This window comes from Streptomyces olivaceoviridis (assembly GCF_014650115.1).
GTDB classification, from domain to species: Bacteria; Actinomycetota; Actinomycetes; order Streptomycetales; family Streptomycetaceae; genus Streptomyces; species Streptomyces olivaceoviridis.
In genome coordinates, this window is the sequence record NZ_BMUI01000014.1 from 163,526 (window position 1) to 190,181 (window position 26,656).

Annotated in this window: 24 protein-coding genes and 2 tRNA genes; 21 read left to right on the forward strand and 5 right to left on the reverse strand. The window is 69.7% G+C overall.

All coding sequences use genetic code 11. The annotated features are described in order from the left end of the window. Positions 1–110 precede the first annotated feature (110 nt). The gene (locus tag IE273_RS25430; protein WP_189817487.1) at positions 111–1,223 is read right to left on the reverse strand and encodes an FkbM family methyltransferase; all 1,113 of its coding nucleotides are present in this window, start codon (positions 1,221–1,223) and stop codon (positions 111–113) included. 122 nt (positions 1,224–1,345) lie between these two features. Continuing rightward, entirely contained in the window at positions 1,346–2,113 is a 768-nt protein-coding gene (locus tag IE273_RS25435) for an AfsR/SARP family transcriptional regulator (protein WP_189817488.1), read from the reverse strand. A gap of 671 nt (positions 2,114–2,784) precedes the next feature. Here IE273_RS25435 and IE273_RS25440 point away from each other — a divergent pair. The 17 genes from IE273_RS25440 (at position 2,785) to IE273_RS25520 (ending at position 17,466) form a co-directional block, all read left to right on the forward strand. Then, positions 2,785–2,875, forward strand: a tRNA-Arg gene (locus tag IE273_RS25440). A 44-nt stretch (positions 2,876–2,919) separates the two neighbouring features. Then, positions 2,920–3,918, forward strand: a complete 999-nt coding sequence (locus IE273_RS25445) for a bifunctional lysylphosphatidylglycerol flippase/synthetase MprF (protein ID WP_189817489.1) — start codon at positions 2,920–2,922, stop codon at positions 3,916–3,918. Between the two features lie 39 nt (positions 3,919–3,957). Further along, complete coding sequence (locus IE273_RS25450; RefSeq protein ID WP_014668945.1) at positions 3,958–4,128, forward strand: hypothetical protein; 171 nt, start codon at positions 3,958–3,960, stop codon at positions 4,126–4,128. Positions 4,129–4,204: 76 nt separating this feature from the next. Then, positions 4,205–5,044 (forward strand): helix-turn-helix domain-containing protein, encoded by an 840-nt coding sequence (locus tag IE273_RS25455; protein ID WP_268257518.1) that lies wholly within the window; start codon positions 4,205–4,207, stop codon positions 5,042–5,044. 187 nt (positions 5,045–5,231) lie between these two features. Next, a complete protein-coding gene (locus IE273_RS25460; protein ID WP_189817491.1) occupies positions 5,232–5,603 on the forward strand; it encodes a nuclear transport factor 2 family protein in 372 nt (123 codons plus the stop codon). A 411-nt stretch (positions 5,604–6,014) separates the two neighbouring features. Continuing rightward, positions 6,015–6,308, forward strand: a complete 294-nt coding sequence (locus IE273_RS25465; protein ID WP_229887510.1) for an acyl carrier protein — start codon at positions 6,015–6,017, stop codon at positions 6,306–6,308. A gap of 140 nt (positions 6,309–6,448) precedes the next feature. Next, positions 6,449–8,014, forward strand: a complete 1,566-nt coding sequence (locus tag IE273_RS25470) for a long-chain-fatty-acid--CoA ligase (RefSeq protein WP_189817492.1) — start codon at positions 6,449–6,451, stop codon at positions 8,012–8,014. Between the two features lie 368 nt (positions 8,015–8,382). Continuing rightward, positions 8,383–9,924, forward strand: a complete 1,542-nt coding sequence (locus tag IE273_RS25475) for an aldehyde dehydrogenase family protein (RefSeq protein WP_189817493.1) — start codon at positions 8,383–8,385, stop codon at positions 9,922–9,924. Positions 9,925–9,992: 68 nt separating this feature from the next. After that, entirely contained in the window at positions 9,993–11,132 is a 1,140-nt protein-coding gene (locus IE273_RS25480; protein WP_189817494.1) for an acyl-CoA dehydrogenase family protein, read from the forward strand. Between the two features lie 20 nt (positions 11,133–11,152). Then, the gene (locus IE273_RS25485; RefSeq protein ID WP_189817495.1) at positions 11,153–12,403 is read left to right on the forward strand and encodes an aspartate aminotransferase family protein; all 1,251 of its coding nucleotides are present in this window, start codon (positions 11,153–11,155) and stop codon (positions 12,401–12,403) included. 36 nt (positions 12,404–12,439) lie between these two features. Continuing rightward, entirely contained in the window at positions 12,440–12,946 is a 507-nt protein-coding gene (locus IE273_RS25490; protein ID WP_189817496.1) for a type II toxin-antitoxin system RatA family toxin, read from the forward strand. Next, positions 12,946–13,428, forward strand: a complete 483-nt coding sequence (locus IE273_RS25495; protein ID WP_189817546.1) for a hypothetical protein — start codon at positions 12,946–12,948, stop codon at positions 13,426–13,428. The genes IE273_RS25490 and IE273_RS25495 overlap by 1 nt, the downstream gene beginning before the upstream one ends. Then, positions 13,425–13,964, forward strand: a complete 540-nt coding sequence (locus IE273_RS25500) for a flavin reductase family protein (RefSeq protein WP_189817497.1) — start codon at positions 13,425–13,427, stop codon at positions 13,962–13,964. Before IE273_RS25495 ends, IE273_RS25500 begins: the two co-directional genes overlap by 4 nt. Then, positions 13,964–14,920, forward strand: a complete 957-nt coding sequence (locus IE273_RS25505; RefSeq protein WP_189817498.1) for a VlmB-like protein — start codon at positions 13,964–13,966, stop codon at positions 14,918–14,920. Before IE273_RS25500 ends, IE273_RS25505 begins: the two co-directional genes overlap by 1 nt. Continuing rightward, positions 14,917–15,927 carry a beta-ketoacyl-ACP synthase III gene (locus tag IE273_RS25510; RefSeq protein WP_189817499.1) on the forward strand — a complete coding sequence of 337 codons (1,011 nt, stop codon included), beginning with the start codon at positions 14,917–14,919 and terminating at the stop codon, positions 15,925–15,927. The genes IE273_RS25505 and IE273_RS25510 overlap by 4 nt, the downstream gene beginning before the upstream one ends. 55 nt (positions 15,928–15,982) lie before the next feature. Continuing rightward, a complete protein-coding gene (locus IE273_RS25515) occupies positions 15,983–16,228 on the forward strand; it encodes an acyl carrier protein (protein ID WP_189817500.1) in 246 nt (81 codons plus the stop codon). After that, a complete protein-coding gene (locus IE273_RS25520) occupies positions 16,225–17,466 on the forward strand; it encodes a beta-ketoacyl-[acyl-carrier-protein] synthase family protein (RefSeq protein WP_189817501.1) in 1,242 nt (413 codons plus the stop codon). Before IE273_RS25515 ends, IE273_RS25520 begins: the two co-directional genes overlap by 4 nt. Positions 17,467–17,721: 255 nt before the next feature. On the opposite strand, the gene IE273_RS25525 is transcribed toward IE273_RS25520, so the two are convergent. Continuing rightward, positions 17,722–18,846, reverse strand: coding sequence for an aminomethyl transferase family protein (locus tag IE273_RS25525; RefSeq protein ID WP_189817502.1), 1,125 nt, complete (start codon positions 18,844–18,846; stop codon positions 17,722–17,724). A gap of 546 nt (positions 18,847–19,392) precedes the next feature. Here IE273_RS25525 and IE273_RS25530 point away from each other — a divergent pair. Together IE273_RS25530 and IE273_RS25535 are read left to right on the forward strand one after the other, a co-directional pair. Then, positions 19,393–20,268, forward strand: a complete 876-nt coding sequence (locus IE273_RS25530; RefSeq protein WP_189817503.1) for an SDR family oxidoreductase — start codon at positions 19,393–19,395, stop codon at positions 20,266–20,268. A gap of 69 nt (positions 20,269–20,337) precedes the next feature. After that, positions 20,338–20,688, forward strand: coding sequence for a Rossmann-fold NAD(P)-binding domain-containing protein (locus IE273_RS25535; RefSeq protein WP_189817504.1), 351 nt, complete (start codon positions 20,338–20,340; stop codon positions 20,686–20,688). Positions 20,689–20,820: 132 nt separating this feature from the next. Here IE273_RS25535 and IE273_RS25540 read toward each other — a convergent pair. Both IE273_RS25540 and IE273_RS25545 read right to left on the reverse strand, forming a co-directional pair. After that, positions 20,821–20,908, reverse strand: a tRNA-Asp gene (locus tag IE273_RS25540). A 252-nt stretch (positions 20,909–21,160) separates the two neighbouring features. Further along, positions 21,161–22,636, reverse strand: a complete 1,476-nt coding sequence (locus IE273_RS25545) for an APC family permease (RefSeq protein ID WP_229887511.1) — start codon at positions 22,634–22,636, stop codon at positions 21,161–21,163. Positions 22,637–24,152: 1,516 nt separating this feature from the next. On the opposite strand from IE273_RS25545, the gene IE273_RS25550 reads away from it, so the two are divergent. After that, positions 24,153–25,646, forward strand: coding sequence for an alpha/beta fold hydrolase (locus IE273_RS25550; protein WP_189817505.1), 1,494 nt, complete (start codon positions 24,153–24,155; stop codon positions 25,644–25,646). Next, entirely contained in the window at positions 25,643–26,536 is an 894-nt protein-coding gene (locus tag IE273_RS25555; protein WP_229887512.1) for a trypsin-like serine peptidase, read from the forward strand. The genes IE273_RS25550 and IE273_RS25555 overlap by 4 nt, the downstream gene beginning before the upstream one ends. Positions 26,537–26,656: the final 120 nt, after the last annotated feature.

The window sequence follows — 26,656 nt, forward strand, 5'->3', positions numbered from 1 at the left end:
CGGGGAACCGGTCCTGACCGCGGGCGACCTCCGCGAACCGGTGGGAGGTGGAAGCGGCGCCCGGACGAAGGTCCGTCCGGGCGCCGCGGTCGCGTCGTCGCGGGAACCGGTCAGTGGGACGGCAGCTCACTGACCAAGGTGATGTCACGGGGGACGAGGTCGTGCGGAAGCCGTTCGGCCAGCCAGGAGACGATCTCCTCGGGACGGAGCGCCTTGGCGTTGCCGGTCCGCGCCACCACCGGGCGGGGGTCCTCGGCGTACTCGGGCCGTATGCCCCGCACGGTGTAGCGGCCCGCTCCCCGCAGCAGTTCGACCTCCGAGCCGCTCACCTTGAAGCCGTGCTCGACCAGCATGGACTGCGTCTGGCGAAGGCGTCCCTCGGTCGGGGTGCCGACCTCGTCGTGCACCTCCATGACGATCTGCTGGACCAGCGGCCAGTGCCGGTCCTCGATCCCCAGGAGGACGTCCAGCTCGGAACGCTGGACATCGATCTTGAGCAGATCGATGCGGGTCACCCCGGTCTCGTCGAGCACCGCGGACAGCGGACGCAGCCGGCAGCGCCGTTCGCTCCGCTCGAAGTCCCGGGTGACGAGGGATTCCACCCGGGCCAGGTGCTCCTCGCGCTCCGCGGAGCCGCTCTCCCTGGCGTTCTGCACGTACTGCTTGACCAGTTCGCTCTCGGTGTCGAGGCTGGCGTAGTCGGACCGGCAGGACATGATGGACAGGTCCGGGTAGAAGTTGAACGTGACCTCGCGGTCCCGGTCGGACAGTCCCGCCTCGAACATCCTGGCCCGGACGCCGTAACGGTCCAGGTTGCGCCGCAGCTGCTGGTGGATGTCCGTGACCGGCTCGAAGGCGAACACCTCCGCGGAGGGGCACCGGGCTCCGACGAACAGGGCGAACGCCCCGATGTTGGCGCCCACGTCGAAGACCACGGCGTCCTGGCGCAGGACGATGCCGCCGTCCAGGTACGACTCGCCCACGAAGATCTCGTCGTGCAGGAACTGCACCTCGTCGGGGTTGTGCATGTCCAGTTCGGCGAGGGGGCCCGTGTACGGCGAGGAGGCCGGCGCGTCCCATCCGAGCACCTCGGCCCGCAGGTCCCCGGACGCGTCACGGGTGACCCGGGCACGGGCGATGCCGGGAAAGCGCAGGAGCAGGTCATGCACCCGCGTAGTGGCGTCCGTCGAATCGGTGGTGGTCACATCGCTGTTGTTCGGCACGGTGGCCTTCCTCGGAGAGCGGGGCCGGTCCGGGCGCCGCGAGGCACCCGTCCGGAAGGGGCGATGGGGGTTTCGGCAGAGCCGGCGGGCTCGGGGCACCGTCATGTGGCGCACGGCCGGTTTCACCGGACGAGCGCGCTCACGGCCTTCTTGTGGACCGTGTTCCGGGCGGGCTCGCCCAGTCCCGGATCCTGCCGCAGTACGGCCATCATGCACTTCGTCAGGTTCTGCGACGGTTCCAGTCCGAAGCCGTCGACGAGCCGGCGGCGAAGGTGGTTGTACGCCTCGATGGCCTCTGCCTGGCGGCCCGTCCGGTACAGACTGATCATGAGCAGCTCCGACAGCTGCTCCCGCCAGGGGTACAGGGACGTCATCCTCTTCAGCTCGCTGATCACCGAGGCGTGACCGCTGATCTCGATGTTCAGCCGTATCCGGGCTTCGATGGCGGACAGCCGCATCTCCTCCAGCTGTGTCGCGGCGCTCTCGCAGATGAGCCCGCCGGACACTCCCTGGAGTGCTGACCCCTGCCACAGGCCGAGCGCCCGGTCCAGCAGGTCGCGAGCCGCTTCGGGATGCAGATGAGCCCTCGCCTCGGCCTCCGCGGTCAGACTCGAGAACACGTGTGCGTCGACCTGGTCGGGTTCGACGTCGAGTGAGTAACCGTGCGGATGCGTCACCAGGTTCATCCGGGTGAAATCCTCACCGAACTCACTGGCCAGTACCTTGCGGACCCGTGCCACGATGGCCTGGAGCGCGTTGTCCGGAGCGCCGGGGAGCTTGTCCCGCCATAATTCTTCGAAGAACTGGTCCTTCGTGACGACATTCTTCGGGCTGATGAGGAGGAGCGCAAGCAGCGTCCGCTGGCGCGCGCCCTCGACTGGCTTCGTCACGGTTTCGCCGATGGTGCTCAGAGAACCCAGAACGCGAAATTTCACGTATGTCCCTCGAATCGAGTCCATGTACCGCATGCCAGACCAGCCAGGTGGGCACGATCCGGGCTTCGTGAAGCTGTCGTTGCCGGGCGGTCGTCTCCCAGCGCGGGCATCCTGCACGGGCATGCTGCAATACACGCCACACGTGTGTCTATTACCTCCGTGGTAGTAGCAGTCACGCAGAGCTCGGAGGGGGGAGCAGTGTGTACCCAGTGCGAAGGATACGTATGCACATGGCTCCGAATCGAGGGGAACTATGGCTGACAGGTGTCGTTGTGGCCGAGTCGGATGACCCCTGAGCGACCTCGGACATTACATAAATATTACCTAGAGCGGCTCGGTCCCGGTCCCGCCCTCCGGTTCGGAGGGCCGGAGGATGGCCGGTCGCCGACTCCCCGACTCCCCGCCGGCCCGCCGGCCGGTCGCCGGCTCCAGGCGGCGCTGTGCCGGCGCGCTCCGAAGACCGGTCTTACAGATACATGTGCAGCGCGCTGCCGTCGCCCCGCATATGTGTCTGCTGACCGCCGGTGATCTCCCCCCGGCGGTACGTCAGGGGCGCGTCATCGCCTCGTCAGGCCCTGCTGGCAGGATATGACCCGTCGGAAGGGAAACCGGCCGACGAACCGCAAGGAGAGGTGCCCGGAGTGGCCTATCGGGGACCGGACCTCTGGTCCGGTCGGGCTCCAGCAGTCCGCGCAGGTTCGAATCCTGCCCTCTCCGCAGAATGCGACGTCCATCCTCCACACGGAGAGACACGAGCGAAGATGACTGCGGGAACCTCAGCCCTCACCCTGGACGACGTGCACCGAGCCATCTCGTCCCACGGAGACAACCCCAGCGCCTTCCTGGCGCTCAGCAGCGGCAACTCCTACTTCTCCGTCCCGGGCCTTGACGGAGTGATCGTCTATCGCACCTCCGGCCCCTTCCTCGTCCAGTTCGCGGGCCCGTTCGCACCGGCCGACCGCGCGCCCGAACTGCTGCGGAGCTTCGTCGAGTTCGCCGCCGAACAGGGCCGTGGGGTCGTGTCCGTCCAGGTGCAGCAGAACGAGGTCGGCCTCTACGCCAAAGAGGGATTCACGGTCAACCAGGTGGGCGCCTCCTACGCCGTCGACCTGGCCCGGTTCACCTTGCGCGGCACCCGGTTCATGCAGCTGCGCAACAAGATCGCCCGTGCGGCCCGGGCGGGGCTGACGGTGGTCGAGGGCACCTCGCAGGAATGGGCCGACGGAGTGGCTGCCGTCGACCGCGCCTGGCTGGGCAGCAAGGGCGAGCACGCCCACGAACTGGAGTTCCTGGTGGGCCAGATGGGCGGCCCGGCACAGGACCACCGCCGGTTGTTCGTGGGGCTCATCGAGGGACAGGTCGTCGGCTACATCTCCTACTCCCCGGCGTACGGCAGCCGGCCGGGCTGGCTGCACGACCTCAGCCGCAGGCTTCCGGGTGATGTGCCCGGCATCATGGAGTCGATCAACCAGGCGGCGATCAGCACCTTCACGGCGGAGGGCGCGGAGTGGCTGCACTTCGGCTTCACGCCCTTCACCAGCCTCGTGCCCGAGACGGAGTCCCCGAACGCCAGCGCGGCGTTCGGCTGGTTCCTCCAGTGGCTCTGGGAGTACGGGGACGCGGTCTACCCGGCCCAGAGCCAGCTCGCCTACAAGCAGAAGTGGGCCCCGCACGCCGTACTGCCCGAGTACATCGCCTTCCACGGCCGGGCACAGGCCGGAGGGCTCGTCCACGTGTTCAAGGCGGCGAAGGCCGTCTGACGCGAACCCCCCGATCCGCCCGAACACTGGGGAAGGCACATGACCGAGACCGACCGGCTGACCGAAGCTCAGTCGCACCTGTGCAACACGTTCTTCGCCCTGGCCGGTGACCCGGACAGCGCCGAGGCCATCGCGGCGGCCGACCGGGCACTGTGGGCGCTCGACGACATCCTCGCCGAGACGGACGGGACACCCTCGCACACCGGGTGACCCGGGGCCGGGCGCGCACCCCCGGGGACCTCGGTCGACCTGTCCCGGCCGGCCGGGGTCCACGTACGATGGCTCCATGACAGCTGAGTCGGCACACAGCACTCAGGATGTTCCGACGGTTGGCGGGCTGCTTCGCAAGAGCCGTCGGAAGTGCGCCATGAGCCAGATGGAGCTCGCGCTGGCGTCCGGGATCTCGCAGAAACACCTGAGCTTCGTGGAGACCGGCCGGGCGCGGCCGAGCCGACGTCTGCTGCTCAGGCTGGTCGGCGCGCTGAGCATGCCTGTCGCCGAGGCGGACACGATCCTGCTGGCGGCGGGATACGCGCCCCTCAGCGGCGAGCCCTCGGCCGGGAGCACCGAGAGGTACACGCTGCTCGGCAATGCCCAGCGCGTCCTGAGAGCGCACGACCCGTTCCCCGGTGTGGCGTTGGACTCCCAGTACAACGTGGTGTTGTCCAACAGCACGGCCTCGTTTCTGCTGTCCTATCTGGTGACGCCCGAACTGCTGGACGGCAAGGTGAACCTCGTCCGTGTCGGTCTGCATCCCGACGGGCTGGCGACCAGGATCGTCGACTTCCGCGGGTGGCGTGAGGACAAGCTCCGGTTCATCCGCAACGTGGCCGAGGTCTCGAACGACAGGGAACTGGCCTCCCTCTACAACGAGACCTCCTCCTACCATTCGCCCGGCGCCTCTTCCCTCCGCCTCACCGGCGCGTACCGGAACGGCCCCGCCCCGGCCAGTCCTCCGTCCCTGTCGCTCCAGGCCTTCGGTTCCCGGCTGAACTTCACGACCGCCATCACGGTATTCGGCGCCGCGTCCTCCGAGCAGAACCGTCTCATGCTGGCCACGTATCATCCGGCCGACTCGAAAACGGCGGAGACGCTCCGCAGCCTTGTCGGACGGCCGGACCGCTGACGTACGCCGGCCGATCGGCCCAAGGCAGCCGTCGGCCGGAATTCGCCGCTGCGCAATTACCTCGCAGGTAATCGACAATGCACCCGGAACGCTGCCAGCATGGGCCGGGCGCCGGGAGCGAAAGAGGCCCCGTCGCGCATTGCCGCCCTGTGCGGTAATCCGAAAATTTCACCAGGAGGAAAGAACGTTGGGTTCCAGCGACGAGTTCGTGACCCGTTACGCCGCTGTGTGGAACGAGACCGATTCAGGGGCGCGCCGGAAGGCCGTCGCCGACTTGTGGGCAGAGGACGGACACTACGCGAACGTGGGCCAGGAGTACCGGGGCCACGAGGCTGTGGCCCAGGCCATCGACGAGGCTTACGAGGACTTCGTCTCCAAGGGGTTCTCCTTCACCGTGCACAGCCACCTGAAGAACCACGACGCGATCCGTATCGTCTGGCACATGGTTCCCACGGGTGGCGGTGACGTCGCCGCGGTGGGGACCGAGTTCATCACCGTGGACGCCGCCGACCGCATCCTGACCAACTACCAGTTCATGGACATCGACCCGGGCCAGTAAGGGGTCGGCGCGACACACTTCCACCGGTGCCCGGCTGGGATTCCCCAGCCGGGCACCGTCGTGTGCCCGGCCGCCCGGCCGCTCGAAGGGATCCTCCCGCCCTCCTTCGGCGAGACCCGCTGACGCGGCCCTGACGACGCTCCCACGCCTGTGCGTCCAAGCCGGGCTCCGCTCTGGACGCACATCCTCACCCATGGCTTGATGGAGCCAGCCCGTGGACTGTCGAATTTCGTTCGGCCCACCGCGGGATGTGTTCCACGACCGGCGTGTTCCACGGAGGAAGCCAGCATGACGCAATGGACACCACATTCTTCCCGGACCACCGTGGAATGGCTTTCGGACCTGCCCCGGTCCGATCGCGCCGAGGCACTTGAGAACATCGTGGAAACGGAGTTCAAAGAGTCGCTCCTCATGGCCGACGAAGACGTCCTCCCCCACGACCAGAGTTTCTTCGACCTGGGTCTCACGTCGCTGAGCCTCACCAAACTGAAGCAGCGTCTGGAAGACATCCTGCACGTGGAACTGGACGGCAACCTCCTGTTCAACCAGCCGACGGTGCAGGCGGTGCTGGAGCACATCAGGCACGACCGGCTGCCCGACCTCTTCGGAGCACCGGAACCCGCGCCCGCCCAGCAGCCGGCCTCGTCCGCCGCCCCGGCCGACCCGCTTCTACAGGACGTGCTGAAGGACTTGTACGAGAGCTAGCCCCGGCAGACAGAGTTCGCCCCGGCGCGACGCCCGGCGCACCCCTGCCGCCCCTGAACTCCCCGGCCTCCGGACGAGCCGGGAACACGCCCCGCCGGTCGGGGAGCGTGAACGCCCCGTCCTGGGAGAGGACTTTCACCGTGCACGAACTGCGCACACTGGACGCCATACCCGGCCACCACGCCCGGCACCGGCCCCACCACCCGGCGATCATCGCCGAGGGCGTCACCGTCGGCTACCGGGAGCTGCACGAGGAGAGCAACCGCAGCGCCCGTGCCCTGCTCGGCGCAGGGCTCAGCCGGGGCTCACGAGTCGCCTATCTGGGCAAGGAGTCCCACCACTACTTCGAGATAGCGTTCGCCTGCGCCAAGTCCGGGACGGTCCTCGTCCCGCTCAACTGGCGTCTGACGCAACCGGAGATCGCCCACGTACTGCGCGATTCCCGCACCGAGCTGCTCTTCGCGGAACGCGAGTACGCGGACGTCGCCACGACGCTCAGCAAGGAGCTGGACGGCCTCGCGACCGTGGTCGTCATGGACACCGCCGACGAGCGCGGCGCGGGATTCCTCGCCTGGAAGGCGCCGTGGCCCGATGAGGACCTGGCCCTGGAGGCCGATCCCGACGACCCGGTGGCCCAGGTGTACACCAGCGGCACCACCGGGGCCCCCAAGGGAGCCGTCATCCCGCACCGGAGCTTCTTCGCGCTGGGACTGTCGCTGCGCCGGGCCGGACTGGACTGGGTGGACTGGTACCCCGAGGACAAGAGCCTGATCAGCCTGTCCGGTCTGCATCTGGCGGGCCTGAACTGGTCCATGCAGGGCTTCTGCGCCGGTGCCACGATGGTGGCGATGCGGAGCTTCGTCGCGCAGGAGGCCGTGCGGCTCATCCGGGAGCTGGGCATCACGACCACGTTCGCGGCCCCCGCGATGTTGCAGATGATGCTGGCGGAGCCGGCGGCCGACCGCGCGGCGTTCGCGACGCTGCGCAAGGTGGTCTACGGCGCGTCACCCATCTCGCAGGACCTGCTGAAGCAGTGTCTGGACGTCATCGGGGCGGACTTCGTGCAGGCCTACTCGGCCACGGAGGCGGGGAACGCGGTGACGCTGCTGCCGCCCGCCGCACATGTGCCGGGCAGCCCGCGGCTGAAGTCGGCCGGCCTGCCCTGCCCGGACGTGGAGCTGCGGATCACCGATGCCGAGGGGCGCGAAGTGCCCGTCGGTGACGTGGGCGAGACCTGGGTGCGCTCGCCCGCGGTCATGCTGGGCTACTGGAACAACCCGACGGCCACCGAGGCGGCGCTCGTCGACGGATGGCTCCGTACCGGGGACGCCGGCTACGTCGACGAGGACGGTTACTTCTACCTGTGCGACCGGATCAAGGACGTCGTCATCGTCGCCGGGGCCAACGTCTACCCCGCGGAGGTGGAGGAGGCGCTGCGGGAACACCCCGCGGTGGCCGAGGCGGCCGTGATCGGAGTGCCGGACGAGTCCTGGGGCGAGGCACTGCGCGCCTGCGTCCAACTGCTGCCGGACCAGCAGGTCAGGGCCCGGGAGCTGATGCTCTCCCTCAAGGGGCGGATCGCCGACTACAAGATCCCGACGCAGTACGAGTTCGTCGATGAACTGCCGCGCAACTCGATGGGCAAGATTCTCCGCCGTGATCTGCGCGAGCAATTCTGGCAGGGCAGAGAGAGCCGCGTGCACTGAACATCGGCGTGGAATGCGCTGATGAGTGCCTGACGCCCCGCTGATTCCGGCCGTCGGTCGGCACCAGCGAGTCTTCTTTCCCGCACCGAGTCGTGTTTGACTGGGCAACGATTTGCAACCGGTGAGATTCTTCGAGAGCCGGATCGACGTCCTCTTCGGGCGGAATGCTCCGCGCGGTGTGCAGGAAATCCACGCGCGGTACGGATAGTTCGTTTTCACTCGGAAGGGTAGAGCCGGACATGGCTTCCTCGACCGTGCTCCGTCACGGTTCCGTCGCCGGTGGTTGCGACACTTCGACAACAGACATCCCCACGTACCACTCCTTCGTGGGCGGCGAAGATGTGCCCTCGGACTCACACGTATACACGGTGACCACGGCATCGATCCTCGACGACGTCTTCGAGAGCCTCACTCTCAAGCGCAGACTCGAACGGGGCAAGGCGGACGTCACGGAAGCGGCCGACTTCGTCGTCGGCCGGTGCGCGGTGGCGGACGACGAGACGGTCGTCCGGGCGACCGAGGCCGCGGCCGGGGCCGCACGGCAGTGGGCCGGTATGCCACTGAGCACCAGGATGAAGCTGGGTGAGGGCATCCGCCGGCGGCTGCACGAGCGCCACGCGGACTTCATCGACCTGCTGACCGCCGAGGGAACCCCCCGGAAGCTCGCCGAGTGGCAGGTGGCAGGGCTGCTGGAGATCTTCAGCGAGGAGACGCTGGGGTGGTGTGCCGAGCAGATGGAGCACCGCTTCGAGCACGGCGGCCGGCAGATGGTCCTGCGCCGGCTGCCGGACGGCGTCGTCGCCGTCAATCCCCCGCAGAACGCCCCGGCCAGCAGCGCCCTGTTCGGGATCCTCCCGCTGCTTTCCGGCAACACCGTCGTGCTCCGGGCGCCGCGTAGCGCGCCGCTCGGTGTCATGTTCGCCATGCGGGAGCTGGTGCTGCCGGCGCTCCAGGAGATCGGCGCGCCCGACGGAACGCTCAACGTGTTCTGCGCCCGGCCGGGACCCGTGCTGCAACACTGGCTGAAGAGTCCGCAGATCAACGACATCTTCTTCACCGGTGGCGTGACCCGCGGGCTGGAACTGGAGCAGGAGTGCCTGGCGGTCGGGAAGAAGCCCATTCTCGAACTGGCCGGCAACGACTGCCTCATCGTATGGCGCGATGCCGACCTCGACGCCGCCGCCGAGGCCATCAGCGAGTGCTTCTTCGGCTCGGGCCAGATCTGTATGGTCCCCAACCAGGTGCTGGCGCATCCGGCGATCGCGGACGAACTGCTCGCCAGGGTGAAGGCGCTGGCCGAACAGATCCGCCCCGGTCTGCCGGACGACCGACAGGCCCTGCTGTCACCGGTGCTGCGCAGCGAACGCTTCTTCGACTACGTCCGCGACGCCCTGTCCAAGGGCGCCGGCGTGGTGCACGGCGCCCGGCGGCTGGAGACCGACGGCTCCCCGTCGGACACGGGTCTGTTCCTGGAACCGACGGTGCTGCGCATCGACGGTCTGGACGCGTGCAGGGAGATCGAGGCGGTCCGTGAGGAGACCTTCTTCCCCCTCATTCCCGTCGTGGTGCCCGAGTCCGTTCCGGACGAGCGCCTGCTCGACCTCATGATCGACTACGTCAACAGCAACGCCTACGGACTGCGCAACTCCCTGTGGTCGGCCGATCAGCGGGTGATCGACGAGTACGTCGCGCGCGTCTCCAACGCCGGCCTGCTGAAGATCAACGATTCCCACATCGGGTTCCTCCCCTTCATGCCGACGCACGGTGGCACAGGCAAGACGGGCGGAGCGTTCGGGGAAGCCAACTATCCGATGTTGCGCACCACCCATCTGCAAGGCGTGTCGATCGCCGGTGGCGTGCGGCCCCGTGAGGCGGTGTTCGGCGCCTACGCGGCGCTGACCGGCCCGTGACACGGCCGCCGCGCACCGAAGACCAATCCGGCGAGAGCCGTCCCAGCGAGTGAGAACCGAGGACCAACATGCGTTTCATGCAAGTCGACTACGACACCTGTGACCGGCTGCTGCCAGGTCTGCGTGCCGAACTGGCGCGCCACCAGCTGTCCGAGCTGGAGACGGAGGGCGGCCCGGCCGTCGAGCTGTTCCGCAGCCACGGCGGCTCCAACCTGCTGGTGCCCCGGGAGTACGGCGGGCTCGACGCCAGCCCGCTGGAAGCGACGCGGGTGGTGCGCGTGCTCGGCTCGCTTGCGCCGTCCCTGGCCGTGGCCACGGCGATGCACCACTTCTCCATCGGCACCCTCTTCGCCATCGCCGACACCTTCGCCAAGGGCTCCGCTCTGGACGACCTGCTGCTCAAGCGAGTGGCGGAGGAGCGGATCCTCGTCGCGTCCGGTTTCGCCGAAGGACGTACCAGCCAGGGAATCCTCGACCCGACGATGACGGCGACCCCCGTCGAGGGCGGATACCTGCTGAACGGATCGAAGAAGCCGTGCAGCCTGTCGAAGTCCATGGGCCTGCTCACCGCGAGCGTCGGCGTCCCGCAGTCCGACGGCTCCACGGCCATGGGCTTCCTGCTGCTCCCGGCGGACACGCCCGGCATCAGCGTCCACCCCTTCTGGAAGAACTTCGCCCTGGCGGCGGCGGAGAGCAACGAGGTCCGGCTGACCGATGTGTTCGTGACCGACAGCCAGATCCTGCAACCGCCCGCGGAACTCGCGGACGAACTCAGCGAGTTGCAGGAAGTGGGACTGGTCTGGTTCCAGATGATCGTGTGCGCGGCCTACACCGGCATGGTCAGCACGCTGGTCGGCCGTGTGCTGGAGCGCGGACGTGGCAGCGCCACCGACCGCGCCAACCTGGTGACGCGGGTGGAGTCCGCCGCGGCACTGACCGAGGGCCTCGCCAGGCGCGTCATGGACGAGGACCTCGGCAACGACTGCCTGGCCGCCGCCCTGACGACCCGCTTCACCGTGCAGGACCTGCTCTCGGCCTCGGTCAACGAGGCCGTGGAACTCCTCGGCGGCATGGCCTACGTGTCGTCCGCGGACGTGTCCTACCTGGCCACCGCGGCGCACGCCATCGCCTTCCACCCGCCGTCCCGCACCAGCATGACGGACGGGCTGCTCGACTACTACGCCGGCCGACCGCTGATCGTGGCATGAGCCGAGTCAAGGAGGAACCCATGAGCACGGTGTCCCGGACCGCCGACGACCAGCAGGCGATCATCTCCAGCTACCGCCGCTACCTGAGCAAGGGGCGGGCGTCACTGGGGGAGATGTTCGGCGGGGACGTGGAGGAGTACTCCTCCGGAGCATGGCTGCGCACCGCCGCCGGCCGCAAGATCCTCAACTGCGGTGGCTACGGCGTCTTCCTCATGGGCGCCCGCCATCCCCGTGTGATCACCGAGGTCACCCGCCAGCTGAACGCCAACCCCATCGCCACCCGGCTGCTGCTGGAACCCCAGGCGGCGCGGGCAGCCGAGGCGCTGGTGTCGGTGGTGCCCGCCGGCCTCCAGAAGGTGCACTTCGCCTGCGGAGGCGCCGAAGCGGTCGAGGCCGCGATCAAGCTGGGACGCGCGCACGGGAAGCGCCACCTGGTCTCCATGGAGTCCGGGTACCACGGCAAGACCCTCGGTGCGCTCAGCGTCACGGCGAAGGAGACCTTCCAGAACCCCTTCCGGCCGCTGTTGCCCGACGTCTCGCACGTCCCCTACGGCGACGCCGAGGCGCTCGACCGGGTGCTCGCCCAGCACCCGGGTGAAGCCTGCGTCATCGTCGAACCGGTACAGGGCGAGGCCGGTGTCATCATCCCCCCCGACGGCTATCTGCGGGCGGTGGAGCAGGCGTGCCGCCGGCACGGCGCGTTCTTCGTCCTGGACGAGATCCAGACCGGCCTGGGCCGGGTGGGTCACTGGTGGGCAGCGGACCGGGAGGGCGTCGTCCCCGACGTCCTGCTGGTGGGCAAGGGGCTGAGCGGCGGAGTCGTCCCGGTATCGGCGCTGGTGGCGACCCCGGAGGCCTTCGGTCCCTTCGACAAGGACCCCTTCATCCACACCTCCACGTTCTCCTGCCACCCCCTCGCCATGGCCGCCGCGCAAGGCGCCATCGCCGCCATCAAGGAAGACGGCCTCGTCGAGCGAGCCGCTGCCCTCGGTGACCTGCTGATCCCCCAGCTCAGGGACATCGCCGTACGGGAACTGGGCGACCGGGTGCGCGAGGTCAGGGGCCGCGGCCTGCTGATAGGGATCGAGTTCACCGTGCCGGGGCTGGCAGGCGACCTGCTGCTGGAGCTCATCGGTGCCGGCGTGCTCGGCAACCACTCGCTCAACTCCTCGACCGTCATGCGCCTGACCCCGCCCGCCGTCCTCACCGACGCCGACGTCGACTTCCTGCTCGACGCCTTCCGGTACGCGGCGCGGGCCGTCCTGAACTGATCCGAAGGACCGCACCGAACAAGGAGCTAGCCAGACGTGCGCACCATCCACCTGCGGGCCGACATCCCGAGCGTCGACCCGACGACGGCCTTCGACCAGATCTCCGACTTCACCCGGTTCCCCAGCCTGGCCAAGGACGTGCATGACGTCGAGACCAAACCCGGGAGCCCGCGCCACAGCGACTGGGAGGTCAACTTCCGGCGCGGCCTGATGCGATGGACCGAACAGGAGACGCTCGACCCCCAGGCGTTGTCCATCGAGTTCCACCAGACGGACGGCGACTTCGAGGATTTCCGCGGGCACTGGCAGTTGGCCCGCGTACCCGAAGGGACCGAGGTGTACTTCGAGGTCACCTACGACTTCGGCATCGAAAGCCTCGTGGGGATCATGGACCCGATCGCCGAGCGCGTGATCAAGCGGGCGATCTTCAGTGTCCTTGAGGGCCTCTTCGGCGGCATCACCATCCGCGAGGGCGAGGAGGCCCTCCACGACCTGGACGAAACCGCTCACACGTCGAACCGGCCGCCTACTGGAGGGCGATGATGGACGCGCTCAACCACTTCGACACCAAGACCACCAACCGCCTGCTGCGGGCGGAGTACCTGGTCGGCCTGATCGCGAGCTTCTACCTGCTCTTCACGCACCTGTCGAAGATCGAGTGGTGGGACTTCGCCGCGCTCTTCCTGTACATCGACCTGATCGGTTACATCCCCGGCGCCATCGCGTACCGGCGCAGCAGCACCAAGCGCATCCCCAAGCACTACTACGTGCTGTACAACACGATGCACAGCCTGGTCACCCAGTCCGCGGTGGCCCTGCTGTGGTGGCTGCTCGGCGGGCCGGTCTGGTCCCTCCTGGCCCTGCCCATCCACCTCTTCGGTGACCGGGCGCTGTTCGGCAACTTCCTCAAGCCCTTCGGCCTGCCCTTCGAACCCGAGCTGCACCCCGGCTTCGACGCCCTGCGCAGCGAGGTCACCGCGGACAGCGCCGGGCCCGTCCGCGCCCAGCGCCCCGTGACATCGTGATCACCACGACGAGCACCCGCCCGGACAGCACCTTCCACGACTCGGTGTGGTCGGCCGCCGGCCGGGTCGCCACCGGGGTGTCGGTCCTCACCGCCGGCCGCGGGGACGAGGTGCACGGCAGCACGGCGAGCACGTTCACCTTCATCTCCCGGCAGCCGCCGCTGATCGCGGTGGCCCTGCACCGCGACAGCCACCTGCTCACGGTGATCAGGCAGACCGGCACGCTGGGGGTCAACGTGCTCTCCAGCCGCCAGACCGCCGTGGCCCGGCACTTCGCCAGCCGGAAGCGGGGCAGAGGCGTCGAGCAGTTCTCCGGGATCCCCTGGCAACCGGACGAGGACGGCGTGCCGCGCCTGGCCGGCACGGTGAGCTGGCTGTGCTGCCGGGCCGAGCAGTACATCGCGGCGGGCGACCACGAGATCGTGCTGGCCGAAGTCCGCTCCGTGTCGCAGGAGCAGACCGCCACCGCCCCTCTCCTGTACTTCGCCGGACGGCTGCACCCCGGTTCCATCCCTACCGAAGAGAGTGAGCACTGATGACGACACAGATCCCTCCGGAAGCGGACTGGGACAAGGCGCCCGGCCTGCTCGAAGGGGCCATGGACCTGGAGCTCACCGCGCAGGACTGCGACTTGCGCTACTGGCTGCAAGCGGTGCCGCAGGGCACCCTGCGCGGCCGGCCGGACGGGCACAGCCCGGACCTGGTGGTGGGTCAGCACATGCTTAAGGGCCCGTTCTTCGAGGCGATCACCAAGGAGTACGCCTTCCGGTCGATCGCCGAGGAGAAGGCCACCCGTGTGCTGTCCTTCCTCGTGGCGAACGCACCCGACATCCCGTCGATGGAGTTCTACACCACGCAGCTGGTGGACGAGTGCCGTCACTCCATGGTCTTCCGCAACCACCTGCTCGCTCTCGGCGTTCCGCGGGAGCGCCTGGCCGAGGCCGTCGAGGAGTTCGCCGACCCCTACCACCGGACGGTGATCGACCCGCTGGAGCGCCGCTGTCTCGAAGTGATGCGTGACGAACGCGACTTCATCGGCGGAGTCGTCATGATGACGATCATCCTGGAGGGCGCGCTGGCCCCGGCCGCCGAACTGAGCGAGCGCAAGTGGCGGCCCATCGACCCGGCCGCCGCCGAGATCGACAAGGGCGCGGGCATCGACGAGATCCGGCACCTGACGGTGGGTGCCTCCATCGCCCGGCAGTACCTGCTGGAGCACCCCGAGGACCGGGACCGGGTCGTGGCGATGATCCGCCGGGGCATGGAGATGTGGGAGGAACTGCCGACCCACGAGATGGTCTACGAGCGGGAGGTCCACTTCCAGGAGGGCCTGCGCCTGTACCCGGAGCTCGTCGGTGACTACGAGGTCTGGCCCGGTCGCCGGCTGCTCGACACCACGCCCGAGGAGCGGCAGCAGACCGCCGAGGAGTGGTCGGACGACATGAAGGCCAAGCGCCTGCACTACATGGGGCTGGAGGAGGCGCTCGGATGACCGGGCACGGGCTCCGTGGGGGAACGACCGCCGTGCTGGCGGGACTGGGCACCTGTGTGCCGCCCAAGGTCGTCACCAACGACGATCTCTCGCTCGTTCTGGACACCTCCGACGAATGGATCGTGCGGCGCACCGGCATCCGTCGGCGTCACGTCATCGAACCGGGCTCCTCCACCTCCGTGCTGGCGGCCGAGGCCGGGCGCAGGGCGTTGAAGTCCGCGCAGTGCGACGAGGCCGACGCGGTGGTGCTGGCCACCAGCACACCGGACATGCCGTGCCCGGCGACCGCGCCGGAGGTCGCCGACGCCCTGGGGCTGGCCGGCGTTCCGGCCTTCGACGTGGGCGCGGTGTGCGCCGGCTTCGTCTACGCACTGGCCACCGGGGCGGGGCTCATCAGTACCGGCATCGCCGAACGGGTGCTGGTGATCGGGGCCGACACCTTCTCCACCATCCTCGATCCCACGGACCGTACGACGAGGGCGATCTTCGGGGACGGGGCGGGCGCCGTCCTGCTGCGCCAAGGAGAACCCGGGGAACCCGGGGCGCTCGGACCGTTCGACCTGGGCAGCGACGGCAGCCTCTCCCAGCTGATCACCGTCCCGGCCGGAGGGTCCAGGCAGCGGGCGAGCGGCGTCCCGGCCGCCGAACGCGACCACTACTTCACCATGCAGGGCAAGCCGGTGTTCAAGCAGGCCGTGACGCGCATGACCGAGTCGAGCCGGTCGGTGCTCGCGCGGGCGGGGTGGACGGCCGACGACGTCGACCGGGTCGTGGCGCACCAGGCGAACGCCCGGATCCTCGCGGCGCTGGCCGACAGCCTGGGCCTGCCCCCGCACAAGATCGCCAGCAACATCGACCGGGTGGGCAACACCGTTGCCGCCTCGATCCCCCTCGCCCTCGCCGACGCGGACCTGCGCACGGGCGAGAAGGTGCTCCTCACAGCGTTCGGCGGTGGCCTGTCCTGGGGTTCCACGGTCCTGCACTGGCCGGACGTGGTCCCGCAGTGACGCACCGGGCGTCCGACCGCACCTGACATTCCCCCAAGACCAAGGAGGCATTCCCATGGATTCTCAGACCGCCGGCATCGTCGAGCTGCTCGTAGAAAGGTTCGGGGTCGAGGCCGACGAAGTCCAAGACGACAGCAGGATGCGCGATCTCGACCTCGACTCGCTCGCCCTCGTCGAGTTCGGCCTCGCCGTGGAGCAGCAGTTCCAGGTGAAGGTGTCCGAGGACGAGATCGGCCCGGACAACACGGTCCAGGACGTGGTCCGTCTGATCGACGCGAAACTGGCGGGGGATCCTCGATGAGTGACCGGCCTGCTGCCGGCGGCCCGGAAGTGGCGGTGACCGGAATCGGTCTCGTGACACCCGCGGGCCTGGGCGTGCGGGAGAACTGGCAGCGGGTCACCGCCGGAGAGGCGACCGCCGCCACCGATCCGGCCTTCGCCGGACTGCTCACCGACATCTCGTGCCGGGTACCTGGTTTCGACGCCGCCCGCGAGCTGGGCAAGCGCAAGGCGTGGCGACTCGACCGCTACACGCAACTGGCCCTGGTCGCGGCCAAGGAGGCGCTGGCCGACGCCGGTCTGACCCCCGGCGACTGGGACGGACCGCGGGTGGGCGTCGTCATCGGCAACGCCCTGGGCGGCACCGCCACCTTCGAGGAGCAGGTACGCAACCTGGTCGTGGACGGCGCCCAGACGGTCTCGCCCATGCTGGTCCCGATGGCGGCGGCCAACATGGTCTCGGGTTACGTGGCCATGGAGTTCGGCGCGCTCGGCCCCAACCTCGTCACCGCCACGGCCTGCGCTTCCGGCGCGACAGCGCTCGGCGTCGCCCGCGACCTGCTGCGCTCCGGAGCGTGTGACGTGGTGATCGCGGGCGGCACCGAGTCGAGCCTGTCACCGGCCATCGTCTCGGCGTTCGCCCGGATGGGCGCGCTCTCCCGGCGCAACGACGCGCCCGAGGCCGCCTCCCGGCCCTTCGACGCGGGCAGGGACGGATTCGTCCTCGCGGAGGCCGCGGCCATCCTCGTACTGGAGAGACCGGACCACGCCCGGGCACGCGGTGCGCGCGTCCGCGCGCGCCTCGCCGGGTACGGCGCCTCCGCGGACGCGCACCACGCGACCGCGCCGGACCCCCAGGGCGCCGGCGCGGAGCGGGCGATCCGGGCCGCGCTGGCCGACGCGAGCCTGACGCCGGACGACATCGACCACGTCAACGCCCACGGCACGTCGACGGCGCTCAACGACGTCATCGAAGCCAAGGTGGTGGAGCGGGTCTTCGGACAGCGCCCCGCGGTGACCTCGACCAAGGGCGTCACCGGTCACAGCCTGGGAGCGGCCGGGGCGGTCGAGGCCGCCTACACCGTACTGGCCCTGGAGAACGGCGTCGTTCCGCCCACGGCCAACCTGGACAGCCTCGACCCGGAGGTGTCCGTCGACGTGGTGTCGAAAGCCCCGCGCCACCTGCGGATGAAGGCCGCGCTGAGCAACTCTTTCGCCTTCGGCGGCCAGAACGCGGTACTGGTGTTCACGACACCATGACCCCGACGCGCCTGCTGCGGTGCCTCGACGGCGGCAGGCGTACGGCGCCCGGAAACCCGAAGCCCGGGGCGCGCCCCCGTGGTCCCGCGACCGCGGCCGGCGTGCTCCGGGCTTCCGGTGCGCCCCACCGCCGCGGTCACCGCGGCGGTGGGGCGCACCGGCCTGGACACCGGGCTCAGGGGACTCCAAAACCCCCCGGTGCGCAGGTGCCGGGACGGACGTACCGCTCGCCGCCCGGCTGGTGCGTCTGCCTGCTCAGCCCCGCGCCCGAGCGCGCTCCGGGTCATACACGGGCGTGGGCCGTACGGTGGCGTCGGCCCTCGAACCGTCGGAGGCGACCGCGGTCAGGGCGGTACCCGACTTCACGGCGTCACGGTGCACCCGGGCGAGCCCCAGCGTGGCGCCGGCGAGCACGGGGGAGGGCACGGCCATCGTCACATGGCCGACGTCCCGTCCGTCCATCTCCAGCCGGGCGCCCTCGGCGGTCTCGGGCGTGGCGTCCACGACGACACTGACGACCCGCCCCTGTGCGGTGCCCTTCTTGGCGAGCAGCGCGTCCCGGCCCTGGAACGGACCCTTGTCGAAGTCGAGCGCCCAGGACATCCGGCACTCGAACGGGGTGACGGTCTCGTCGTACTCCAGCTCACCCATGATCATCCCGGCCTCGGTGCGGCACGTGAGCAGCGCGGCGGCGCCGGCGGCCTTCACCCCGAGGCCGGCTCCCGCGTCGAGGACCGCGTCCCAGAGATCGAGCGCCCGCTCGCGCGGCACCTCGATCTCGTAGCCGAGCTCGGCGGTGAACCCGATCCGGCTCACCAGTGCCGTGATACCCGCGACGGGGACGTCCTGGACGAAGGTGTAGTAGGGGAAGGCGGAGTTGGAGACGTCGATGTGGGTGAGGCGCTGAAGTACGTCCCGGCTGCGCGGCCCCTGAAGGGCCAGCACGGCGAAGTCGTCGCGGCGTTCGGTCACCGTGGTCCCCGAGGGTGCGTGCGCCTCCAGCGACTGCCGGCTCACGGGATTGCCACCGGTGACGACCACCAGGCCGGGCCCGAGGACGGCGACTGTCACGTCGTCGATCATCATGCCGTCGGCGTCCACGATCACCCCGTAGGCGATACGCCCCGCGTCGAGATCGCGGACACTTCGCGAGAAGACCGCGTCGACGGTGGCGACGGCGTCCTCACCCTCGACGTACCACTTGTAGAGCATCGAGTAGTCCAGGGCGGCGACCGCGGTGCGGATGGCCTCGTACTCCTCGACGGGATCGCTGATGAACAGGGGGACGGCATGGCCGTAGATGTCGATCCACTTCTCGACGCGGTCGGCGAATCGCGGGGAGAACGGGGTGCTGTGCAGTCCTTCGGGGGGCAGAGCCACGGTAACTCCGTTGCAAACAGGTGCAGTTGACGTATCGCCGCGAGTCTAGCCACCCGAATAACTCGCGAGTAGGAAAGTCGGCCCTTCGCTCACCGGGAACAGGCGCCTCGTCAGCCCTTCGACAGCGCTTCGTCAGGGGAGGGCGGCACAATGACGGGGAAGCGCCCGCGGCGATCCGGTGCGGGTTGCCCTTCTCGCGCGCCCGGGAACAGGCCGGCGGGAAGGGAAGAAGGCGGGAGCGGTACGCCTCCGAAGCAGGTCATCGAATTCCTCAGGGAGACCTGGAATTGGGTTCCGGATGTGCCTCGATCAAGGCAGTGTTCGCCCCGTTCGTCGCACTGCTCGAAATCACTCGCAAGATCATCGGGTATTGGGGATCACGGTTGCGGCGAGTTTTTCAGGGAAGGTTGTCATGGACATGAAGCACGGGCCGTGACTGGAGAACCTCGTCGACAACGTGGCCGCCGCTCCGGCCGCCGTGCGTTGACCGCGTCCGTGAGCGGGGCCCCTGCAAGACCTCGGCTACAAGACACCAAGGAGGCAGCGATGTCCGTAGCGTTGATTACAGGGTGCAGCAGTGGCATCGGTCGGCACACCGCGCTGGCGTTCGCTCGGGAGGGATTGACCGTCTACGCGTCCATGCGGGACACCGGCAGGGCGGAGGAACTGCTGCGCGCCGCCCGGGCGGAGAACCTGTCGCTGCACACGCTGGCGCTGGACGTCAGTGACCAGGCATCCGTGAGCGCCGCGGTGGAGACCGTCGAGAATCGCCACGGCGCCGTGGACATCCTGGTGAACAACGCGGGCGTGGCCCACGCCGGCCCGGTGGAGACGGTGCCGATGGAACTGGCCCAGGAAGTGATGGACACCAACTTCTGGGGCTTGTTACGCACCGTGCGCGCGGTCCTGCCAGGGATGCGCGGCCGCGGAAGCGGTGTCGTGGTCAACGTGGGGTCCATGGCCGGCCGGCTCCCCGGCACCCCGTACGGAGGGTTCTACGCGGCCAGTAAGCATGCCATGTCCGTGCTGACCGAGTCCCTGGCCTTCGAGACGGCCTCCCTGGGTATCCGGGCGGTCTGCGTGGAGCCGGGCTACACCCGGACCGAGATCTTCACCAAACGCTGGCAGGAGAAGATCGATCCGCACGGCCCGTACGCCACGGACCAGGAATGGAACGAGCGGTACATGCGTGCGGTCTGCCAGGACGACCTGCTGACGTCGCCCGCCGACGTCGCCGACGTCGTGGTGCGCGCCGCGCTCGACCCGCTCACCCCCGTCCACGTGCTGGCAGGCGAGAGCTCCGAACGCAACGTCGCCATCGCCCGGAAGTGCGAGACGTTCGAGGACTGGAGGCAGACGGCCCTCACGGTGATGGAATCCGTCGCCGGCCCCCGGCCGTTGCCACAACAGCGCGCCGCATAGGCGCCGTCACCCCGCGTCGGTGACGAGTTCACCGGCCGGCTCTACAGTGCCCCCGACCGGGCGGTCGGCATGTTCAGCGCCCGGGACGACACCGAGGTCCGGGTCGCCCTGTACTTCGCATGCGGACCGCCGGCGTACGACCGCCACGACGTGGCCGAGCACAGGCGCGTCGTGGCGGAGCACTTCGCCGGGACGGGCTGGGAGGTGCCCAGGCCGCTGCGCAGGATGGCAGCTGCCGATGGCGTCCGGGGCACCTCCCAGGCACTGATCGGTGCCTGTGTCCTCGCCGGTGAACCGGCCGCGGCCGACGGCCGGCACACCGAGGCGTTCGCGGCGTACGAGCGGGAGATGCGCGGTTTCGTCGACGAACACCAGCGGATCGGCCAGGGAATGCCCAACGGCGTTTCATCGACGCTCTGACGCAGGAAACCATCGAGCCGACCGTCGCCGTGGCCACGCAGGACCGCACGGACCAACCCGTGTGGTCGAGGAATGCGGGATCGGGCACCCGCGCTCGACGGCACCTGTCGCCGGGAGCGGCGAGGAAGTGAGCGGAGAGGGCAGGATTCGAACCTGCGTGGGCCAAAGACCCGACCGGGTGGATACCCGGACCCCGATAGGCCGCTACGGGGACCTCTCCTTCAAGTGCTCCGGCGGTTGAGCCGCCGTCGCTCTGTCGTTGAAAATACTGCCAGACGCCTCTGACGTTGATCTGACATGCCTCTGACGCCGGCGTTCACGCCCCCGCGAAGGGACTCACGGGGGCTCGCGAACGCTGGTCAGGAGGAGGGGAATCCGGAGCCCCCGCAGGCCTGCTGACACGGCCTGCCCCCGGACGGGAGGGAGCCCGTCCCGGGGCGGGAACGCGGGAAGCCGACGTCCCTGGCCCCTGTCACAGCGAAGCGGCTCGCGACCTGGCCCTGTCCGGTCCGGCGGTCAGGTCCTCGGCCGCTCGGCCGAGCCCCAGGTAGCGATCGGGCCGCACCGCGCGCATGCGCCAGGCCTGGACGAACCCGATGGCCCAAGCCGCTGCCAGGACCCAGGGCAGCGAGGTGACCACACGATTCGCCGTGCCGGTCAGCACACCGAAGTTCCGTACGACGAGGACGCACGCGACGACCAGCCCGACGGACCCCAGCGCCGGAGCGAGGGCGGTGTTCCACCAGTGCCGCGGCCGGCGCCGGAAGTACGCGAGCACGGCGACCGACGTCATCGCCTGGAGGACGATGACGCCCAGCGTGCCCAGGCCCACCATGCTCGTCGACATGTTCGCGTACGGATCGAAGCCGGCCACGGCGTAGACGAGGACGACCGCGGAGCTGATGGCGGTCTGCACCAGGCTCGCCCGGTGCACGGACCCGTGCCGCGGGTGCACCCGGTGCAGCCACCCGGGCAGGATCGCGTCACCGCCCAGGGCGTACATGTACCGGTTCGCCGCATTGTGCAGGGCCAGGCAACCGGCCAGCAGACTGGTGCACAACAGCAGTTGCATGACCGGTGTGGCCAGCGAGCCGAGGTAGCTGTCGCCGAGTCCGAAGTACAGGTCCGCCAAGTGGTGCGAGGACACTTGCTGCACCCGCGACGCTCCCACGGCACCGACGGTCACCCAGCTGGTGAAGGCGTAGAAGGCGGCGACCACCACCACGGCGATGACCGTCGCGCGCGGGACGCTCCGGCCCGGGTTCCTGGCCTCCTCCCCGTACAGGCCCGCTGATTCGAAGCCGATGAAGGAGGCGAAGGCGAACATCACGGACACCCCGATGCCGGTGGTGAGCGTCGCGTGCGGGGTGAAGGACGCCGTAGGCAGGGCGGAGAAGCCATGCCGGACCAGCACCGCCACGTCCAGGGCGACCAGGAGGGCGATCTCACACACCATGAACACGGCCAGCACCCGCGCGCTCAGTTCGGCGTCCCGGTAGCCCAGGGTGCCGACGAACACCAGAGCCGCCACGGCCCACACCGCCCAGTGCAGACGCAGTCCGTGGGAGGCGGCCACCGCCTGGGTGAAGTAGGCGAAGGCCCCCAGGACACCGACCGCGACGGCGTTGTAGGAGATCACCGCGATGAGGCCCGCCCCGGCCGCGGGACGGCGGCCCAGACCGTGCGCGATCTGACTGTAGAACCCGCCGCTGCCGGTGATCTCCCGGCTGATCGCGGCGTAGCCGGAGGTGAAGCACAGCAGGGTGAGCCCGGCGAAGGCGAACATGGCCGGGACTCCCGGCCCGACGCCCAGGGCGAAGGAGAGGGGCACGGTGAAGACCATGGCGGCCAGGGGGGCAGCCGCGGCGATGACGATGAACACGATCTTCGGTGTGGTGAGCGTGCGCGCGAACGCGCCGCTCCGCGGATCGGGGGGCGAACTGACCATGAGGGTCTCCTGGGGACGGAAGGGATCGGGCGGTAGCCGGCAGGCGGCTGTCGGTGGGGATCACGTCAGCGGGGTGTCCCGCGAACGCCGGTGAAGTCGGCGTTACGGTGCCTGGCGGCCGGGGCGCTCGCGCTCCTGGAGGCACCCGTCGTACGGGGACCTCGTCCGCCGGCCCGAGGGCTCGCGCACCGGCCGCGGTACGACCAGACACCTGTGTGTGCGCCGGCCCTCGACGGCAGGTGCCGGACGTCGACACGTATCGCGGGTGGCATCGAAAGAACGCATTCCGGGTTGACCTCCGGTGCTCGTCGAACGGGACAGCTACCAGACGAAGGGCACAGCAAGGGGGCAAGGAACCACGTGGAAAAAGCGGGCGACCACCCGTGTATCGATACGTTCCGTCAGTCTGGCACGTGTGTCTGACGTTCGGCTGATGCGAACGGCGCCCCTCCGCGGCGCGCGCGACCCGGTGCAGGTCGCGGCGTACGACGACCACGCGACGAGCGCCGCCGTGGCGGCTCACGGTGGCCCGACTCGCCGGGGCGCACCGGCCCTGCTCCCGGTTGTCCGTCCCCTGGTGTCCGAGGCAGGAGTCCGGGGCCCCGGCGACCCGGCGCATCCCCGCGAGAACCGTCCGGGTCCGGCACGAACCGTCGGCCCGCCGTGCGGACACCGCCCGCACACCGGGAACACACCGGCCCCCGGAGCAGGGGCGGGCCCGACGGCATGGGGAGGCGGCCGCCGTGCCGGACACCGGCATCGATGAGGACGGCAGGCGCCGCCGGCCGAGGCGCCCTGCCGGCAGCGGAGCGGGACCACCGCGCCACCTGGCACGTGTGCCGGTAAGGAACATGGCAGCAGCCGCGACACAGCCCGGGGACCGCGAAACCGTCAGCGCCGAGACGCCCCGGCGGCGGGTGGGCGGCGTCCAGGACCGCTCACACGTCACGTCCGCGTGAGCAACCGTACAGCGGGGTCACACACGCAGGTCGCGTACCGCTCGTTCCGCCGGCCCCGCGCCATGACCGGCACGAGGCCGGACCGGGCCGGTACCCCCGGCCGCCTCGCCGCGAAGACACCTCCGGGCCCTCATGGTGCGGTGGGCATCCGCCCGGCCCGACGTCGGCCACGGGCAGGAGAGGGCCCGCGCCGCCCCCGTGCCCCGGCACCGGGAACGGCCAGTGAGCCTCCCCGGGTCCCGGATGAGCGGGCCGTCGGCCGCGGCGGACGAAGGAGCCCCGCGCGTGAGTACCCGGCGGGTACGCCGGGGCGGCCATGCGGACAGGCGCACCCGAGGGGAAGGCGGCCCCGCGCACAGGACCGGCCACCGCCCGCGCGCACGACGAGCCCGGAAGGCCGACGGCGCCGGAACGCGGACGGTGATACACGACGGATACCCAGTCGCGCGCCGGCGGAAGACGGTCCGTCCACCGGCCGCGACCCGGTGTCGGGAGAGTGGCCCTGCTCGTACGTGCCCATGGCACGACGTACTCACAACCAGGAGGTCGTCACCCTCATGTCCCCCATCACTGCCGCACCGGCGGTCGCGCGGCGAGCACTGCGCGGCGGCGCGCTGGCTGCCTCGGCCGTCGCACTGACCGGACTGCTGACGCCCACCGCGTCCGCCGCTCCGGCACGTGCGCAGGCCCTGGACTGGCGTCGGTGCGCATCGGTCGCCAAGGACTGGCCCGTCCCGGGAGACCAGCGCACCGAGTGCGCGGAGCTGACCGTCCCGCTCGACTACACCAAGCCGCAGGGCCGCACGATCACCGTCGCGGTGAGCCGGACCAGGGCGACCGGGCAACACCCGGAGGAACCGCTGGTGTTCGGTGCCGGCGGGCCCGGAACGGCGAACGCGTCGGCGCTGTACGGCCTTCTCGGCTCGGGGCTGGGCACCCTCAACTCCGATCACGACCTCATCGCCATGGACGCGCGCGGCACCGGCTACAGCCAGAAGATCTCGTGCGAAGCCGGTACGGGACCGGAACCGCCGGTGAACGCGAGCCCGAAGGAGCGGGCCAAAGCCGCGTTCGACGGCCAGGCGGAGTTCAACAAACGCTGCACCGCGATCGATCCCGACTTCGTGCGCCAGCTCACCCCGGCGAACATCGCCCGCGACATCGACACCCTGCGGAACGCGCTCGCCGCCCAGAAGATCGACTTCTTCGGAGAGTCGTTCGACACCGCGACCGGTCTCGCCTACCGCTCCCTCTTCGACGAGCGGGTCAACCGGATGTGGCTGGACTCGTCGATGCCGCCGGTGTTCGACCACTCCGCCATGGACGGCACCATCGAGGCCCTGGGGGAGCGCGGTTTCAAGGACTTCTGCCGCTGGCTGGCCGAGCACGACTACGACTACCACCTGGGCACCGACAAGGCCGCGGTCGAGGCCAGACTCATCGCCCTGCGCGAGGAACTGGACCGCGCCCCTCGCGTCTTTGGCGATCTGCGCCTGGACGGCGACTGGGCGGCGGGTCTCTTCAGCAGCAGCCGTGACGGGTGGGTGACGGCGGCGAACGACCTGGTCACCGTGATCGACGGAGGCACCCCCGGCTCCGCCGGCTCCCGCGCCGCCACCGTCCGGCGCCCGTACGGTCTCGGCGATCCGCTCAATGGCCTGAACGCCCTGCAATACAACGCCATGCTCTGCAACGTCGACCCCACCCCGACGGACTTCGCGCACCTGTGGTCCGCCGCTCAGGCCCGCCGCGCCGCTCACCCGGCCGTCGGCGGCACCTACATCTCTCCGTGGTGTGCCGACTGGCCGGTGCACACCCCGCCGCCGCCCGTGGTCCGAGGGAACAGCCCGCTGCAGATCTCCGGGCATCTGGATGAGGCCATCACCCCCTACGCGTGGGCGGAGCAAGCACACAAGGCGGCAGGCGGCACCTTCCTGACCGTGCGCGACGACGTGCACGCCTCCCTGAAGAACCTGCCGTGCGGTGCCCGCGTGGTCGAGTTCTTCCGTACCGGCAAGACCACCAGCGGCAGCTGCCCAGGAGTGAAGTGACCCAGAGCCTCGCCTCCCTCACGAAGGAACGACACGTCATGCGCTTCTCCAAGACCACAGCCCTCCTCGGCGGCACGGCCCTGCTCGGCCTGGCGCTGCTGACGCCCAGCGCGTCTGCCGCCCCGACGCCCCCGGCCACGGCCGACTTCACCGGGACGGCCGACGTCGCCGGATGTTCCGGTTCCCTCATCCGGATGCCGGACTCCGCGGACGACGACCGGGCACTGGTCCTGACCAACGGGCACTGCTACGAAGGAGCCCGGCCGGTTCCGGGCGAGGTTCTGGTGGACCAGCCGTCCCACCGCTTGTTCAACCTGCGTGACCGCGCGGGGGACACCGCCGCGCAGGTGCACGCGACCAAGGCCCTCTACGTCACGCTCACCGGTACGGACATCGCCCTGTACCAGATCGACGACACGTACCGGGCACTCAAGCGGGATCACGGTGTCACCCCGCTGACGGTCTCCGACCGGCGCCCCGCGCGCGACACCGCGATCCGCGTCGTGTCCGGGAGCCTGAAGCAGGAGTTCTCCTGCCGCATCGACCAGTTCGCCTACCGGGTGCTGGAGACGGCCAACGTCACCGAGGACGTCGTACGGTACACACCGGACTGCGACACCGGACACGGCACCTCCGGCTCGCCGGTTCTGGCCGACGGGAAGATCGTGGCCATCAACAACACGAGCAACCACGACGGAGGGCGGTGCACCCTGGACAACCCCTGTGAGATGGCGCGGGACGGCTCGATCTCCGTACACCGGGGAATCGGGTACGCCACACCGACGTACTGGCTGCCCGGCTGCACGGCCCCGGGGAACCAGCTGGACCTGAACCGCGCCGGATGCCTTCTGCCGCGCCCGGATTCCCGGCGGACCGCGAACGCCGGCTGACCGCGGCGCCACCACCGTCCGCCCCGGGGTGTGCCGGCGGCGCGGGGCGGCACCGGGTCGGACCGTGAAACGTGCGGGGGCGGCGTCCGGGTCACGGGAGACGGTGGGCGTCCCGGGCGA

Coding starts and splice junctions, on each gene's coding strand:
- IE273_RS25455 (WP_268257518.1), top strand. CDS start 4,205: ATGACAGCTGAGTCGGCACACAGCACTCAGGATGTTCCGACGGTTGGC.
- IE273_RS25515 (WP_189817500.1), top strand. CDS start 15,983: ATGGATTCTCAGACCGCCGGCATCGTCGAGCTGCTCGTAGAAAGGTTC.
- IE273_RS25510 (WP_189817499.1), top strand. CDS start 14,917: ATGACCGGGCACGGGCTCCGTGGGGGAACGACCGCCGTGCTGGCGGGA.
- IE273_RS25465 (WP_229887510.1), top strand. CDS start 6,015: ATGGCCGACGAAGACGTCCTCCCCCACGACCAGAGTTTCTTCGACCTG.
- IE273_RS25445 (WP_189817489.1), top strand. CDS start 2,920: ATGACTGCGGGAACCTCAGCCCTCACCCTGGACGACGTGCACCGAGCC.
- IE273_RS25505 (WP_189817498.1), top strand. CDS start 13,964: ATGACGACACAGATCCCTCCGGAAGCGGACTGGGACAAGGCGCCCGGC.
- IE273_RS25535 (WP_189817504.1), top strand. CDS start 20,338: ATGTTCAGCGCCCGGGACGACACCGAGGTCCGGGTCGCCCTGTACTTC.
- IE273_RS25545 (WP_229887511.1), bottom strand. CDS start 22,636: ATGGTCAGTTCGCCCCCCGATCCGCGGAGCGGCGCGTTCGCGCGCACG.
- IE273_RS25495 (WP_189817546.1), top strand. CDS start 12,946: ATGGACGCGCTCAACCACTTCGACACCAAGACCACCAACCGCCTGCTG.
- IE273_RS25520 (WP_189817501.1), top strand. CDS start 16,225: ATGAGTGACCGGCCTGCTGCCGGCGGCCCGGAAGTGGCGGTGACCGGA.
- IE273_RS25550 (WP_189817505.1), top strand. CDS start 24,153: ATGTCCCCCATCACTGCCGCACCGGCGGTCGCGCGGCGAGCACTGCGC.
- IE273_RS25480 (WP_189817494.1), top strand. CDS start 9,993: ATGCGTTTCATGCAAGTCGACTACGACACCTGTGACCGGCTGCTGCCA.
- IE273_RS25450 (WP_014668945.1), top strand. CDS start 3,958: ATGACCGAGACCGACCGGCTGACCGAAGCTCAGTCGCACCTGTGCAAC.
- IE273_RS25530 (WP_189817503.1), top strand. CDS start 19,393: ATGTCCGTAGCGTTGATTACAGGGTGCAGCAGTGGCATCGGTCGGCAC.
- IE273_RS25485 (WP_189817495.1), top strand. CDS start 11,153: ATGAGCACGGTGTCCCGGACCGCCGACGACCAGCAGGCGATCATCTCC.